Source organism: Halorubrum lacusprofundi ATCC 49239, from assembly GCF_000022205.1.
Taxonomy (GTDB): Archaea; Halobacteriota; Halobacteria; order Halobacteriales; family Haloferacaceae; genus Halorubrum; species Halorubrum lacusprofundi.
On the sequence record NC_012029.1, the window covers coordinates 2,721,464 to 2,735,295 of the forward strand.

A 13,832-nucleotide genomic window follows, 5' to 3' on the forward strand; every position below is an offset into this window, starting at 1 on the left:
TCTCAGATCCGATCGGTGAGCCGTAAGGCGATCAGCACGACGATCGCGACGACGATCAGCATCGGGAGAGCGTCCAAGAGCGCGAACGTGAGATCGAGTACCGCCCCGAATATCTCCAGAAGAAGCCACGCGATCGCGAGCACGAGAATTATCTTCAGGAGGTCGTCGACATCGACATCGGCGCGGTCCACGTCTGTTCCGTCCATAGCGGAGGGGACGGTTCGGATCGGGAAAAAGGCCACCGAGATACAGCTCCCCGAGGCGACCCGTCCGTGAGGAGTCCCTTGCGCGATCAGGTGCTTCAAAACCCTGCCGCGCCCAACGGGAGCCATGAGTCTCATCGCGTTCGACTTCGACGGCACGCTCTCCGACTCCGAGATGACGGTCCTGCTCGCGAAGCGCGCGGGCGTCGCCGACGAGGTGGCCGAGATCACGGAGCGAGCGATGAACGACGAGCTCAGCTACGCCGAGAGCCTGTATCAGCGCGCGGAACTGCTCGGCGGGCTCGACGAGGACGAGGTCGCGGCTGCGTTCGACGAGGTGGCGCTCCGGCCGGACGCCGGGGAGCTGATCGAGCGCCTACAGGCCGAAGGGCACCACGTCGCCGTGCTGACGGGCGGGTTCGAGCGCGGGGTGGAGCGCGCGCTCGCGAAGGAGGGCGTCGAGGCCGACACGATCGTCGCCAACCGCCTCCCGACGGCCGGCGGGACGCTCACGGGCGACGCCGAGGGGCCGCTCATCGAGGGGACGAAAGATGACGCGCTGGCCGAACTCGCCGACGACCTCGGCATCCCGATGGCCGAAACGGTCGCGGTCGGCGACGGCGCGAACGACCTCCCGATGCTGGAGGTCGCGGGACTCGCGATCGGGTTCGCCCCCAAGGACGCGGTCCGGCCCGTCTGCGACGACGTCGTCGACTCGATGTTCCGGCTCGGGAAGGTGCTGGAGGGGTACGACATTCTCCCCGCGGAGTAGCCGGCGACTGCCGACCCCGATCGCGCTGACCGCCGAACGCGACACTGTTTGGACCGGCCCTTAATAAGCGGCGGAGCGAACGCGGAGCCATGAACGGCGCCGATAGGGTGATCGGATGCTGCCGACGCTGACGTATCTGCAGTTCCACCTCGTCTTCAGTCTCCCCGTGATCGCGGCCCTGTGGTACGTCGCGCCGCGGTACGGGGCCGTCCGCCAGCGGCGCGCGACGATCGCGATCGCGATTCTCGTCGCCATCGCGTACACCTACACGACGCCGTGGATCAGCTACATGATCCGTCGGGGCGCGTGGTCCTACGCGGACGGCGCGGTACTCGTCCGGGCGCTGTCGATCCCCCTTGGCGAGTACCTCTTCTTCACCGTCCAGACCGTCGTTACCGCGTTCGCGCTCCACCGGATCGGGTTCGACCCGACGTTTCGGGAGGGCGACTTCGACCGAGGGCCCCGGATCGCCGGCGTCGTCGCCGGCGTCGCGATGATCCTCGGTGGACTCTGGCTGGTGACGATCGGCCCGTCGTACCTCTACCTCGGCGGACTGATCGCGTGGGTCGGCCCCGTCGTCGCGATCCAGTGGGCGGTCGGCGGCGGCTACCTGATCCGGACGCCGCGGACCTGGATCGCCGCGACGCTGATCCCGGCCGCGTACTTCTGGATCGCGGACCGGATCGCGATCGAGATGAGGACGTGGCAGCTCTCTCCCGACCTCACGACCGGCGTGGCCGTTCTCGGACTTCCGATCGAGGAGCTGCTCTTCTTCGTCTCGGCCGGCGTGATGACCGTGAACGGACTCGTGCTGTTCGAGTGGGTGCTCGACTGGAACGATCGCCGCGAGCGACCGACCGAGTCGCTGGCGGACGCGCTCGAACCGGAACCAGAACCGGAGTCGGCCGAACCCGTCGATGACTGAGACGGCGACGCGCTCGGCGGCGCACCGCGGAACGACGGCGGTCGAAGGCGACGACCGCGCCCGATCGGCGGTCGACCGGTGGTTCGCGCTGTATCCGGCGCTAGCGCTCGCCGCGCTGCTGCCGGTCGGCGCCGTGACCCCTCTGTTTCCGGTCGAACTCGGCGTCGCGGTGTTCGCACTCGGCACGCTCGCGGTCGGCATGGTTCACGGCGCCGTCGACCACCTCATTCCGATGCGGGCGGCACCGAATGTGTCGGTCCGGCGGTCTATCGCGGTCGTCTCGGTCGCCTACGCGGTCCTCGGCGGGGCGGTCGTCGCGGCGTTCTTCGTCGCACCGGTCGCCGCGTTCATCGGGTTCATCGCCCTCACGTGGCTCCACTGGGGGCAAGGGGACGTGGCCGCGCTCGGGCTCGCGGGCGTCGAGCACCTTCCGACCTCGGCGGAGCGCTGGCTGAGCCTCGTCGTCCGCGGCGGGCTCCCGATGGGCGTCCCTCTCCTCGCCCATCCGGAGGAATACCGACTGGTCGCGGAGTGGGTCGTGAGACTGTTCGTCGTCGACGGGAGGACCGCGACCGCCGCGGTCGACCCCCTCTTCGTCCCGGAAACGCGGGCGGCCGTCGGCGCGTTCATGATCGTCGCGACGGCGCTGTCGGTCGGGGTGGGGTACCGGCGAGTCCGCGCCGGCGCCTCCCGGCGCGGCTGGCTCCGCGACGCCGGCGAGGTCGCGGTGTTGTGGGCGTGGTTCCTGCTCGCCGCGCCCGTGTTCGCGATCGGGGTGTACTTCGCGCTCTGGCACGCGCTCCGACACGTCGGTCGGCTGGTCCTCGTCGATCCGGACGCGGCGGCCGCGCTCGGGGAGGGCGACGCCCGGCGGGCGCTCGCCCGGTTCGCCCGCGACGCAGCCCCGCTCACGCTCGGGGGGTTCGTCGTGGTTGGCGCGGTCGCGATCGCGGCTCCCGCCGGCGTCGCCTCGCCGGGCGACCTGCTCGCGACGTCGCTCGTCGGTATCGCGGCGCTGACCCTCCCGCACGTCGTGGTCACCGCGTGGCTCGACCGACGGCAGCGGGTCTGGCGACCGGGGACTGGTGGATAAGGACCGTGGATCGGGAGCGGAGTGTTCCGACACCGCGCCCCTCTTGCCCACGGGAGGCGTATCGCGCACGAATGGACGAGATCGCGATTCGCGACCCGCAACCGGGCGACGCCGACGAGCTGGAGGCGCTGATCACCGCGCACTTCAGCGAGGGAAGCACCTACGGCGTCGACCTCGGGCCCGACGACCCGACGTACCACGTGCTGGTCGCGGTGGAGGCCGAGGGCGACGGCGACGCGGACGCCGAGCCCGACGATGACGACTTGATCCTCGGTGTGATGGCGCTCCGGGAGTTCGAGGACTCGACCGCTGTCGCCGACGAGATGTACTTCTTCGACGACCCGGATCTGATCCCCGCCGCGGAGCGGTACGGACACCTCGAAATGGGCTATGTCCGGGACGGGGCCACGGGGCGCGGGATCGGGAGCCGGCTCCTCGAACGGCTCCATGAGATCGGAGTAGACGCCGGCGTGGACCTGTTCCTCGCGGACTCGTGGTACCACGGCGGCGACGACTCGCCGGAGAAGCTGTTCGACCGCCACGGGTACGAGACGATCCACCGGGAGCCGATCGACCGGCCGGCGTCGGAGTGCCCCAAGTGCGAGACCGAGTGCACCTGCGAGGCCGCGCTCGCCGTGCGGCGGGTCGAGGGGGACAAGCCGTGAACGCGAACGGAGGACCGGCGTGAACGGACCCCGAAGTCCACCATGAACCACGACCGCGTCCACGCTCGGGAGCCCTCGCACCACGTCGACCGGTGGTCGGTCGGGGTGATCGAATCGATCGACGAGCGCGACGGTCACTGCGTCGTGGCGGTTCGACCGGTCGAGTCGGAGGAAGGCAGCGGCGAGAGTGAGGACGACGAGGAAGACGGCGACAGGAGGCCCGTCGAACTCGTGATCACGCTCGCCGTCCGCGATCTGTTCGTGGGTCGACTGCCGATCGGCGACGGCGAGTCGCCGGTCGGCGAGCGCGTTTGGTACCGGAAGCGCGGCGGGTGAGGGAGACGCGAGCCACCCTCGTCGGACGAGCGGACCCGCAGCGGTCCGTCAGTCCCATCCCGACGTCTCGGGCGCGCCGGCGTCGTCCTCTAGCTCGTGGACCAGTCGCTCGCGCGCCGCCGCATCGAGCGCGACCGGGTCGCCGTCGCCAGTGGCTCGCTCGCTCCACGACCGGATCGCCCGCCCGGCCCACGAGTCGGCGTCACGGGCGAGGGAACGGGCCTCGGCCATTCGGTCGCGGTCGACGGAGAGCGATCCGGGGCTTGAGCCGACCGCAGCCCCGACGAACCGAGCGCGGTCGTCGGGGGTGAGCCGCTCCCCGCGGATCCGGTCGATCACGCCGTCGAGATCGTTGGGGTCGGGGTGCGCAAAGACGGTCGCGCCGGCCGCGTGGGGGCCGAACGGGAGCGGCGGGGTGTCGTCGGGGACCGCGTCGTCGAGGAGGCGGTCGCCACCGCCGGCGGTCTCGACGCGCTCGCACTCGGTCTCGGCGTCCAGTTCGAGGTTGTGAGCTGGATACGTCGAGCAGGTTCGCGGGTAGCGCTCGTCGCCGTGAATCCGGCACTGGAGCGTGGTCGGGTCGAGGAAGACGCAGGCGTCGAGCCAGCGATGCTCGTCGGTGCCGATCGGCGCGACCGGTTTGGGGGGTTTCCGCAGGCCGATCGCGAAGACGGGGCGGTCGCCGGCGGCGGCGATGTCGACGCCGTCGATCCGGACCGCGCTGTCGCCCTCGGCAGGCTCGAACAGCCGAGGGACCAACACGTCACCGAGGCCGTCGTCGACGAACCCGGCGATCTCGTCGCGCGTGAGCGGCACGAGGTCGTAGGCGTCGTCGAGGGGTGGGCGACGACCGGTGCGGTCGGAGCCGGCGGCGTCCGGCGCGAGCGGCCGCCAGTCGACGCAGCAGCCGGCGCAATCCTCGCAGCGGAGTTCCATCGTGATCGGCTGTGCGAACGGCTCGCACACTTAAAAAGGATCGCCGGATGTGAGGAGTGCTTGTAAACGTGGTGCGGTGGCGCGTACCGAGGAGCGCCCGAAGGGCGCGACTCGCACGCGCGAGGGAGTCGGAGCGGCGCTTATGAGCGCCGCTCCGACGAGGCTGGGGAGGCGTGAGGTGCTGTGCGGGGCGGGACTCAAAGGGGGCAGTCGGCGAGGCGGGCGCAGGGGACGTAAGGACCGCAGGGAGCGAACAAAATGAGCGACTGAGGACCGCAACGAGCGTGCGTCCGCCTCGCCGACTGGGGCTTTGGAGGTCGCGGTCGTCGCCACCGATCCGGTAGCAACCACATATAAACGATCGACGAGAGAGCCGAACGCGTTCACCGCCGATCCGCGGACACCAACGATCGCTTATAAATAACCGACGGAGTCAGGGAGCGACGCCGACCGTCAACAGCGTCCCCCACGTCCGGTACCGATCGACCATCGCCTCGCGGGAGTGCCAACTGTCGGTCGGAAACGCCGAGGCGTCCGGAATCTCGATCTCGCGGTCGGGGATCGCGTCCTGTTCGGCGACGTATAGCCCCGCCTCTCGGAACGCCTCGCGGTACTCCGCCCGGCTCCACAGCGTCATGTCGATCGCGATGTTCTCCTGCCACGCGTGGGTCTGCTCGCTCTCCGCGAAGTAGTTGACCGCGCAGTAGAAGGTGCCGCCGGGCTTCAGCACGCGCCGGATCTCTTCGAGCGTGTGGTGCGGGTCGGCCGCGTAGTAGAACGCCTCCATCGAGAAGACGTGATCGAGCGAGTCGTCGGCGAAGGGGAGCGCGTCGAAGTCGCCGACGAGGAAGCCGACCGCGTCGTCGTCGGTGTAGCTCCGGGCGTTACACGCCATCTCGGGTGCGCCGTCGAGACCGTACGCCCGACCGATCCCCCGCTCGCGGAGCGCGCGGAGCGCGTAGCCGGAGCCGGTGCCCAGATCGAGGACGGCGTCGCCCGCCTCGACCGGCATCCGCGCGAGGACGTGTTTGGCGGTGTGCCAGTGCCGGTCCTCCATGCCGCGGTCCTTCCCCGCCGCCGCCCACTCGTCGAACTCCTCGCGAACGCTCATACGCGGGTGAACGAGCGGGCGGGTGAAAACCGGTTCGGAGGGGAGCGACAGCAGTGAAACCGATCGCCGACGATCAAAAGCGGCGCCGTTTTACCGGCCGATGCCCCTTCGATCAGGTATGAAACGACCGCGGGGCCTCCGTCGCCCAAACTTTCGGATCGCGGACTCCGCGCAGCAGGCGGTCGGGGGGTTCCTCCTCGCTGGCCCGTTCGTCGTCACCGAGGAGGTGTGGGTGCTGGCCGCGGGCATGAACGTGGGGCAGGGCGCGCTGACCGCCGGGCTCGTCGCGCTGATCGGGTACGCCGCGCTCTACCGCGCCGACACCGACCGCGACCCCGATGTCGAAAAGGAGATCGCGGGGATCCCCGCCCGGTTCGTCTCGCTGATGATCGTCGCGTTCGGCTCCGTGACCCTCCTCGCGCTGCTGTTCGACGCGCCCGGGACCTTCCTCATCGAGGAGGGCGTGGTCGGCGTCGAGCTGTGGACGACGACATTTAAGGCAATCTCCGTCGGGGCGGTGTTCAGCGTGGTCGGCGCCGCGACCGCCGACAGCGTGTTCTGAGGTTGGGGGCGTTTCGAGCGTCGAGCGAACCTTCGGCAGTCACACGACCACCGAGACGACCGCGAAGAGGATGAGCACGCCGGCGACGTCACAGAGGTTGGTGACGACGGGGATTGTCGTGTCGTCGGGGTTGAGCCCGATGCGGTACGAGAGTTCAACCGCGGTGACACTGGCGACGACCACGAGGACGGCGAGCAGCATCCCCGACACGAGCGAGACGAGCAGCACGCGGCCGAGTCCGAGGGTCCCACCGAGCGCGACGCCGATCCCCCACGCGGCGACGCCGACCGCGCCGAAGACGGTCCCCGCGAGCGCGAACACGGCGCCGACGTTCGCGCGGAGATCCGGATTCGACGGGTCCAGCTCGTACGTACCGAGGTAAAGCTGGGTAGTGAGCCGCGAGCAAGTGATCGACGCGAGGTTCCCCGCCGTCCCGATCTGGACCGGGACCAACACGAGGAGCGCGGGGTTCCGCACGAGCGTCTCCTCGTACGTTTGAAGGACAGTCCCGGAGACGAGCTGGAGCACCGACAGCGCGGCCAACAACGGGATCATCGTCCTGACGATCCGGGGGATCGACCACTCATCAACATACTCGCGGTCGGCGTTGGAACCGGAGTCACTCTGGCTCACAGGACCGCCCCCGCGACGTTCATACTACCGTCCCCACGACGTAGATCCCGACGAGGAGGAAGAAGACCCCGAACACGTCGCCGAGGGTGGTGACGACGGGGCCGATGACGTTGTCAGGATCAAGTCCTCGCCGGTAGCCCACGAAGATGACGGCGATCAGCACCGAGATCATGAGCACCGCCGAGAGGAAGCCGGAAACGACCATGATCCCGACCAGTTCGAGGAGGTTCCCGGCGTTTCCGAAGAGCCGCAGCCAGAGGAACGTGATCACGGCGATGAAGACGGAGACGGTCATCCCGTTGATGAAGGAGGCGAGGATCGCGTTTGTGAGCCGGCGGTCGAGGCGGAATCGCGGCTCGATGAGCCCTTGGTGGAGCCCGGTCGAGAGGCGTGCGCCAAGCGAGCCATAGACGCCCCCGCGGGTAGCGAGGAACGCCGGGAGCAGCAGGAGGAGCCCCGGAACCTCCGAAATCCCGGCCCGCATCGTCTCCGATCCGAGGATCGTGCCGGAGAACAGCCCCGCGACGAGACTGACGAGGATCACCGGGAGTGCCTGCCGGTAGACGTCGCGGGCGGTGTCGTGGCCGGGCATCGACCGTGTCGACGGAGCCGACGGTGAAAAAACCGGCCGGGAGCGGGTCGGTCACAGAACGCGACCGCCGTGGTCCGCTGTGGCCCGCCGTGGTCCGCTGTGGCCCGCCGTGGCCCGCATCGTTAAGTCAGTCGGGCGGTTTCCGATCCCATGGACTACTCGCTCGCCATCGAGAACGGGCCGGAAACCATCCCCGGCGGAACCGGACTTCTCCTCGTTCACCCGAGCATCGGCGAGACCGACCGGATCGACACGAATTTTCTGAAGACCGACACAGACGCTTTCCTCGTCGTCTCCACGCGAACCACCGCGCGCGAGGTCGAGCAGAAACTGGAGTACTACGACGTCGACGAGACGAAGGCGACCATCCTCGACACGCTCTCCGTGGAACGAGGATACTCCCGCCGCTCCTCCGACGACGTGTACTACGTCTCCGCCCCGGACGACCTCGACGGGGTCGTCGACCGGGTGGAGCGGTTCCTCACCGAACACGAGGGGAAGCGACGCGTCTCCGTGGACTCGCTCACGGAGATGGCGTACTACGCCGACGATGATGCGGTGTACGAGGCGGCCGCGGACATCCTCGATCTCCTCGACGAACACGACGCGGTCGGCATCTTCCACCTCTCCGAAGAGGTCCACGAAGTCGCGACGCTCGACCGGTTCCGAGACCTGTTCGAGGGTGTCATCGAACTCGACGGCGACGGGAACGTGACCGTCGACGTGTGAGGGAGGAGGTTTCCGATTACTCGGCTACTCCGCGGCGTCGACCATCGACGCCACCGTCTTCTCCGCCCACGTCACCGCGTAGGGAGCGCCGCGGTCGCGGTACGCCGCGGTGTCGAGCGCCGCAAACGGCGCAGGCAGATCGAGGCCGTGACGGACCGCCGAGCAGGCGTACTCGGTCGCGCTCGCGAAGTCGGTCTCACCGCGGGCGACCTCGCCCGCGAGTTCGCCGAGCCGCCCTTCGAGGCTGTCGCCGGCGTCGAGCCACGCGTCGAACAGCCGGGGATGACTCCCCTCCCACGAGGCGAAGACATCACGGGTGTACAGCCCGATCCACGCGTCGAATAGCGCGGTCGCGATCTGAAAGACGTCGGTGGGCCCCAGCCCGGTCGTAGAGGCGCCCGTGTCGGGGTCGGGGCGCCGAATCGCGGCGTCAAGGTCGCGGTAGCGCTCGCCGAAAAACGGGAGGAAGCTCTCGGGGAGGCGAGAACTCGGCGTGTCGTCGGGTAGCGAGCCCGGCGTCGGCTCGACGCCGATCTGAACCAACCGATCCGCGATCAGGAACGCGAGGAAGTCGTCGGGAGTCCCCTCAGCGCGGTGCTTGACGAGCACGGTCTGCGGGTCAGTCTGGGTCGTTCGGACGACGGTTCCGTCCCCCGGAAGTCCGACGGTGAAGGTCGGACCGGCGTACTTGCGGAGCAGGTCGGGCACTTCGTCGGGGAGCCACTCGACCGGAAACGACGCGGGCGAGAGCCCGTCAACGAACAGGCCGAGGTCCTCCGCGGCGGCCGGAGGGAGCGTCTCGAAATCCGCGTCGACGTCGAGCACCGGAGATCCCGGCGCGTGGGCCTCGCGAACCGCGTCGAGGTCGTCGTCGAGCGGACGCGTCGAGAACATCAAGCGAAGACGTACGAGAGAATGATGAGGACCGACAGGACGGCCGAAACGCCGATCGTGCCGGTGACGATCTTGGTGGGTTTGCTCATGGGAGTTTCTGTGTCCGCCGGTCGTTTAAAGCTATATTTTTCGGCGAAGCGGCGCACCGATGCCGCTACGCCGACACCGCATTTATACCTGAACACCGGATACGCGTAGTATGCGAATTCGTGACGCGCTCGAGTCGGACGCCGAAGCGCTGGCGACGGCGACCGATCGGCCGCGAGGGGTCGTGAAGAACATGATCCACGACCGATCGGTCCGCGTCGCGGTGACGGGGGACGGAGAGGACAGTGGCGATGACGACAAGCCTGCCGTCACGGGATTTATCGCGTTCGACGTACGAGGCAAGACGGTTCACGTGACCGATTTCGACGGCGACGAACAGGCGATTCGCCGGCTGTTTGAGGAGCCGCGGCGGTTCGCGCGACGGGAGGGAATGAGTGTCGAGGCTGTCGTTCCGAACGACGAGCAGACCGGAGCGATCCTCGAAGACGCTGGGTTTGAGCAGTCCGGGACAGGACCGCGGTTCGAGGGGCGGCAGACGACGCGATACGTGATCGATTCGGCCGAACTGGACCGATAGGTCAGCCAGACTCCGGCGAGCGTGGGTCGGTCAGTCGAACCGGCTCTGAACGATTTCGAGCGCGTCTTCGCGATCGTCCCAGTCGACGAATACCGCGACGGAGGTCGCGCTCGTGATCAGGTCGATGATGTTGATCCCGTCGTCGGCGAGGGGCGCGATGATCTCCTGGATGACGCCGGACTGGTTCGGGAGTTCGCCGCCGGTCACCCGAATGACCGCGATCGGGTCGGCGACGGTCACCGAGGAGAGCGCCTCGTCCTCGACGACGGCCTCGTGGAGTAGCGCCTCGGCCGTCTCGGCCACGTCGACGTCGACGTAGAAGGTGACCGAGTCCATTCCGGAGGCGACCGCATCGATGTTGATCTCCTCCTCGCGGAGCGCGTTCGCGAGCTGCGAGAGGATACCCGAGCGGTTTCGGATCGCGCGACCGGCGATGGTGAGACACGCGAGCGGTTCTTCGCGCATGTCGATCAGACTCTCGAACTCGCCTTCAATCCGGGTACCGCCTCTGAGCAGGTCGCCGTGCTGGTAGTGGACGACTCTGACTGCGAGGTCCTCGTCCTTGTACGAGAGCGCGGACGGCGCGACGACCTCCGCGCCGCGGAACGAGAGGTTCCGTAGCTCGTCGACGGTGATCTGCCCGACGTTGCGCGCGCCCTCGACCACCCGCGGATCGCCGGTCATTACGCCCTCGACGTCGGTGACGATCACGACCTCGTCGGCGTCCATGTAGTTGCCGAGCATCACGGCAGTGGTGTCGGACCCGCCGCGCCCGAGCGTCGTGACGTTCCCGTCGTGGTCCTCCGCGAGGAACCCGGTGATGATGGGGACGACCCCATCCATGCGGGCGGCGATCTTGCGCGCGCGTTTCTTCGTCTCCTCAACGTCGACCTCGCCGACCTCGTTCGTGATGACGGGCCAGTCCGGGTGGCCGGGTTCGAGGAAGACGGCGTCGACATCGCGAACCGAGAGCGCCGCCTTCAGCATTCGGACGCTGGTGCGCTCGCCCATCGAGACGATCTCGGCGCGGTCGGCGTCGTCCGTCTCGAAGGTGATGTCGTCGAGGAGGTCGTCGGTCGTCGACCCCATCGCGCTCGCGACGACTGCGATCTCGTGGCCCGCCGCGACCGCGTTCGCGACCGAGTCCGCCGCGCGCTCGATCCGGTCGCCGCTCCCGAGGCTCGTGCCGCCGAACTTGGCGACTACGCGCATACGGTCACCTCGCTATTGAGCGGTCGAGTCGGCCGATGCGACCGATGCGGCTGCTCCCCGAGAGAGAGCAAACGAGACGCTGCACTGAGAGTGTGATCGATAGACATGGGCGCCCGTAACGGAGGAAGCCGCATAACTGTGTCTTCTTCGACAAGGGTCGCCAGACGGTTTGGAACGATCGCGAAAAGAGGTGATGGTCGGCAGATTTTGATCGGCTGATCGCTGAGCGGGGAGCAGGGAGTGGGAAGTAGGAAGTGGGGAGCAGGGAGTGGGGAGCGGGAAGTGGGGAGCAGGGAGTGGGAAGTAGGAAGTGGGGAGCAGGGAGTGGGGAGCGGGAAGTGGGGAGCAGGGAGTGGGGAACGGGAAGTGGGGAGCAGGGAGTGGGGAGCGGGAAGTGGGGAGCAGGGAGTGGGGAGTGGGGAGCAGGGAGCAGGGAGTGGGGAGCGGGAAGTGGGGAGTGGGGAGCAGGGAGTGGGGAGTGGGGAGCAGGGAGTGGGGAGTGGAGAGAGGAGACGAGCGCGGACTACTCGTCAGAGATCCCTACTCGTCGGAGATGCCCCACGCGTCGGGCATCTCGATGACGTATCGACCGTCTTCCTGGAGCGAGATGATGTACTCCTGTCGGTCGTACAGCTCCATCAGGTTGAGCTCGTACTTCCCGGGGCTCACGATCCGAATGCTCTCGAACTGCTCGTTGAGCTCGTCTCGGAGGTCGTCGATATCGGGACGCGGGCCCTCCGGATCTGTCGGTGTGTCGGGATCAGACCCGGTCGAGGACGAATCCGTTTCGATATCTCGACTCGCCCGATCGAGCTCGTCGGGCGAGACGACATCCGAGCGCGCGCTCGCTTGCGCGACATCCTCTTCGGTCCGGTCGCGGACGTGTTCTGAGTCGGTCTTCTGAGCGTCCGGTGTCTCGGATTCTGGTGTCCCAGCGTCTGGCGTCCGAGCCTCGGACGGTTGGGAGTCAGACCGTTGGGAATCGGGAGCGGGAGTGTCGGTGACACGGCCGGCACTCTCGTCGGGAGCGCCCTCGTCGACGGGGGCGGACTGGCGGTTGGCGTCAGGTGACTGGCGGTTGGCGTCAGGTGACTGGGGGTCGGTATTCGACGGCTGGTTCCCGGCGGGTGACCGTTGCTCGGCGCTCGTCTCACCGGCGGGTTTGAACTGGAACTTATTCCCCCCGCAGTCCGGACACCCGGAGAGCATCTCTTTCGAACCGTCGGGGAACGTCCGACCGCAGGTGGTACATTGGTGTGGCATTTACTTACGGGAGACGAGCGTGCTGATGAGGTTCTCGTCTTTGTGCAGGGTTTCGATCTGATTGGCCGGGCCGATGACGGTGAGCTTCTGGGTCGAGTTGCGGCCCATCAGCTTGTCGAGGAAACTCTGATCGCCCGTCTCCGCCTTCGGGTACGTCTCGATCTCGATGCCGGTGAAGTCGTCTGGACTGATCTCGGTCATCGTTACCTCGATGAGCTTCGACTCCTCGTCCGGGGAGAGCCCCTCTTCAAGGATGACGATGTTACCGTCGCGGACTCCGTCAAGGATGAGCCGGATCTTCTCCATTCCGGTGAGTCCGTCCATCCGGGCCCCGCTTATCATGTCGATCCGGACCCCGTCATCGGAGTCGTCGGACGGGGCGTCGTCGCCGCCGACGTTTGGGGTTGGGCCCGGCATTAGCCGAAGTACTCCGCGATCTTCGTGTACACTTCGTCCATATTCTCGCCCTCCAGCGCGGACAGCGGGATCGTCTCGTGTTGTGGGAAGGCGTTCGCGATCTTCTGGACGTCCGACCCCGGGAGGTCCGTTTTGTTCGCGAGAATGAGCGCGGGGAGATCCTGCGACTCGATGATCCCGATGAGCATCGTGTTCACCTGCGTGAACGGGTCCGTCGTGGAGTCAAGCACGTAGATGACGCCGTCGACGTCCTCGCGGAGCCAGTGCATCGCCTCCGCGACGCCTTCGGTCGCCTCGCGCGACCGACGGACGGCGTCGTCTTTGTCCATGTCGTGATCGAGGAACTCCTTGTAGTCGACCTTCGTCGTCACGCCCGGCGTGTCGACGATGTCGATCGTGACCTTGCGCCCGTTGCGCTCGATCTCCACGTTCTCCTTCCGGCGCGCCCGGCGAGTTTCGTGTGGAATGTGGCTCTCCGGCCCGACGGCGTCACCCGTCCAGTCGCGTGCGATCCGATTCGCGAGGGTCGTTTTTCCGGCGTTCGGCGGTCCGTAGATCCCGATTCGCTTGGGTTCGTCGGCCGTGAACAGCCCGTCGGTGACCCGTGATATGCTGTCTTTGAGATTCGTGAGCAGTCCCATCCTAACCTCCAGTCCTGTGTTCTCTCCCAGATACACTGTGCGGTGTGGTAACGCCCGATGCTGCGCATCCAGCGTGTGTACGGGGAATTACGATAGAATCCACGCCCCTCTCACTTAAGAACTGCGTCAGACACGGGCGATTTGGTGATATTCGGGTCGTGCAGTTGTTAACACGCGGGATATCGGTTGTTTACTTATTCGAGCTTATTTATATATTCTTAAT

At 67.3% G+C, this 13,832-nt stretch carries 19 protein-coding genes; 8 read left to right on the top strand and 11 right to left on the bottom strand.

The features are described 5' to 3' along the window. Positions 1-2: 2 nt before the first annotated feature. Entirely contained in the window at positions 3-206 is a 204-nt protein-coding gene (locus HLAC_RS13555) for a DUF7554 family protein (RefSeq protein WP_015911410.1), read from the bottom strand. A gap of 124 nt (positions 207-330) precedes the next feature. Between HLAC_RS13555 and serB the strand changes: the two genes are divergently transcribed. The 5 genes from serB (at position 331) to HLAC_RS13580 (ending at position 3,994) form a co-directional block, all read left to right on the top strand. Then, the gene (serB, locus tag HLAC_RS13560; RefSeq protein ID WP_015911411.1) at positions 331-975 is read left to right on the top strand and encodes a phosphoserine phosphatase SerB; all 645 of its coding nucleotides are present in this window, start codon (positions 331-333) and stop codon (positions 973-975) included. Between the two features lie 115 nt (positions 976-1,090). Continuing rightward, the gene (locus HLAC_RS13565) at positions 1,091-1,900 is read left to right on the top strand and encodes a lycopene cyclase domain-containing protein (RefSeq protein ID WP_015911412.1); all 810 of its coding nucleotides are present in this window, start codon (positions 1,091-1,093) and stop codon (positions 1,898-1,900) included. Beyond that, positions 1,893-2,993, top strand: a complete 1,101-nt coding sequence (locus HLAC_RS13570) for a Brp/Blh family beta-carotene 15,15'-dioxygenase (protein WP_015911413.1) — start codon at positions 1,893-1,895, stop codon at positions 2,991-2,993. Before HLAC_RS13565 ends, HLAC_RS13570 begins: the two co-directional genes overlap by 8 nt. Before the next feature lie 71 nt (positions 2,994-3,064). After that, positions 3,065-3,658: a GNAT family N-acetyltransferase gene (locus HLAC_RS13575; protein WP_015911414.1), complete on the top strand. Its 594-nt coding sequence runs from the start codon at positions 3,065-3,067 to the stop codon at positions 3,656-3,658. A gap of 42 nt (positions 3,659-3,700) precedes the next feature. Next, complete coding sequence (locus HLAC_RS13580; RefSeq protein ID WP_015911415.1) at positions 3,701-3,994, top strand: DUF7861 family protein; 294 nt, start codon at positions 3,701-3,703, stop codon at positions 3,992-3,994. A gap of 48 nt (positions 3,995-4,042) precedes the next feature. Here HLAC_RS13580 and HLAC_RS13585 read toward each other — a convergent pair whose 3' ends face one another. Continuing rightward, complete coding sequence (locus HLAC_RS13585) at positions 4,043-4,930, bottom strand: YkgJ family cysteine cluster protein (RefSeq protein ID WP_015911416.1); 888 nt, start codon at positions 4,928-4,930, stop codon at positions 4,043-4,045. A 433-nt stretch (positions 4,931-5,363) separates the two neighbouring features. After that, positions 5,364-6,041: a class I SAM-dependent methyltransferase gene (locus tag HLAC_RS13590; protein WP_015911417.1), complete on the bottom strand. Its 678-nt coding sequence runs from the start codon at positions 6,039-6,041 to the stop codon at positions 5,364-5,366. Between the two features lie 118 nt (positions 6,042-6,159). Between HLAC_RS13590 and HLAC_RS13595 the strand changes: the two genes are divergently transcribed. Then, the gene (locus HLAC_RS13595) at positions 6,160-6,603 is read left to right on the top strand and encodes a membrane protein (RefSeq protein WP_015911418.1); all 444 of its coding nucleotides are present in this window, start codon (positions 6,160-6,162) and stop codon (positions 6,601-6,603) included. 39 nt (positions 6,604-6,642) lie between these two features. Here HLAC_RS13595 and HLAC_RS13600 read toward each other — a convergent pair whose 3' ends face one another. After that, a complete protein-coding gene (locus HLAC_RS13600) occupies positions 6,643-7,158 on the bottom strand; it encodes a magnesium transporter (RefSeq protein ID WP_049933777.1) in 516 nt (171 codons plus the stop codon). A gap of 97 nt (positions 7,159-7,255) precedes the next feature. Further along, the gene (locus HLAC_RS13605) at positions 7,256-7,828 is read right to left on the bottom strand and encodes a magnesium transporter (RefSeq protein ID WP_015911420.1); all 573 of its coding nucleotides are present in this window, start codon (positions 7,826-7,828) and stop codon (positions 7,256-7,258) included. 150 nt (positions 7,829-7,978) lie between these two features. On the opposite strand from HLAC_RS13605, the gene HLAC_RS13610 reads away from it, so the two are divergent. Then, positions 7,979-8,557, top strand: coding sequence for a DUF7090 family protein (locus HLAC_RS13610; protein ID WP_015911421.1), 579 nt, complete (start codon positions 7,979-7,981; stop codon positions 8,555-8,557). Positions 8,558-8,581: 24 nt separating this feature from the next. Here the strand turns inward: HLAC_RS13610 and HLAC_RS13615 are convergent, their stop codons facing one another. Beyond that, positions 8,582-9,451 (bottom strand): DUF7089 family protein, encoded by an 870-nt coding sequence (locus HLAC_RS13615; protein ID WP_015911422.1) that lies wholly within the window; start codon positions 9,449-9,451, stop codon positions 8,582-8,584. Then, on the bottom strand, positions 9,451-9,540 hold the full coding sequence (locus HLAC_RS20075) for a hypothetical protein (RefSeq protein ID WP_422652234.1): 90 nt from the start codon (positions 9,538-9,540) through the stop codon (positions 9,451-9,453). Before HLAC_RS20075 ends, HLAC_RS13615 begins: the two co-directional genes overlap by 1 nt. Positions 9,541-9,650: 110 nt before the next feature. Between HLAC_RS20075 and HLAC_RS13620 the strand changes: the two genes are divergently transcribed. After that, positions 9,651-10,076: a hypothetical protein gene (locus HLAC_RS13620; protein WP_015911423.1), complete on the top strand. Its 426-nt coding sequence runs from the start codon at positions 9,651-9,653 to the stop codon at positions 10,074-10,076. 30 nt (positions 10,077-10,106) lie between these two features. Here HLAC_RS13620 and HLAC_RS13625 read toward each other — a convergent pair whose 3' ends face one another. The 4 genes from HLAC_RS13625 to HLAC_RS13640 all read right to left on the bottom strand — a co-directional run bounded on the left by HLAC_RS13625 (position 10,107) and on the right by HLAC_RS13640 (position 13,609). Further along, on the bottom strand, positions 10,107-11,288 hold the full coding sequence (locus HLAC_RS13625) for an aspartate kinase (protein ID WP_015911424.1): 1,182 nt from the start codon (positions 11,286-11,288) through the stop codon (positions 10,107-10,109). Positions 11,289-11,828: 540 nt separating this feature from the next. Next, positions 11,829-12,551: a Zn-ribbon domain-containing protein gene (locus HLAC_RS13630; protein ID WP_015911425.1), complete on the bottom strand. Its 723-nt coding sequence runs from the start codon at positions 12,549-12,551 to the stop codon at positions 11,829-11,831. Further along, entirely contained in the window at positions 12,552-12,968 is a 417-nt protein-coding gene (locus HLAC_RS13635) for a DUF2073 domain-containing protein (RefSeq protein WP_015911426.1), read from the bottom strand. It abuts the gene before it with no gap. After that, on the bottom strand, positions 12,968-13,609 hold the full coding sequence (locus tag HLAC_RS13640; RefSeq protein WP_015911427.1) for an Era-like GTP-binding protein: 642 nt from the start codon (positions 13,607-13,609) through the stop codon (positions 12,968-12,970). Before HLAC_RS13640 ends, HLAC_RS13635 begins: the two co-directional genes overlap by 1 nt. Positions 13,610-13,832: the final 223 nt, after the last annotated feature.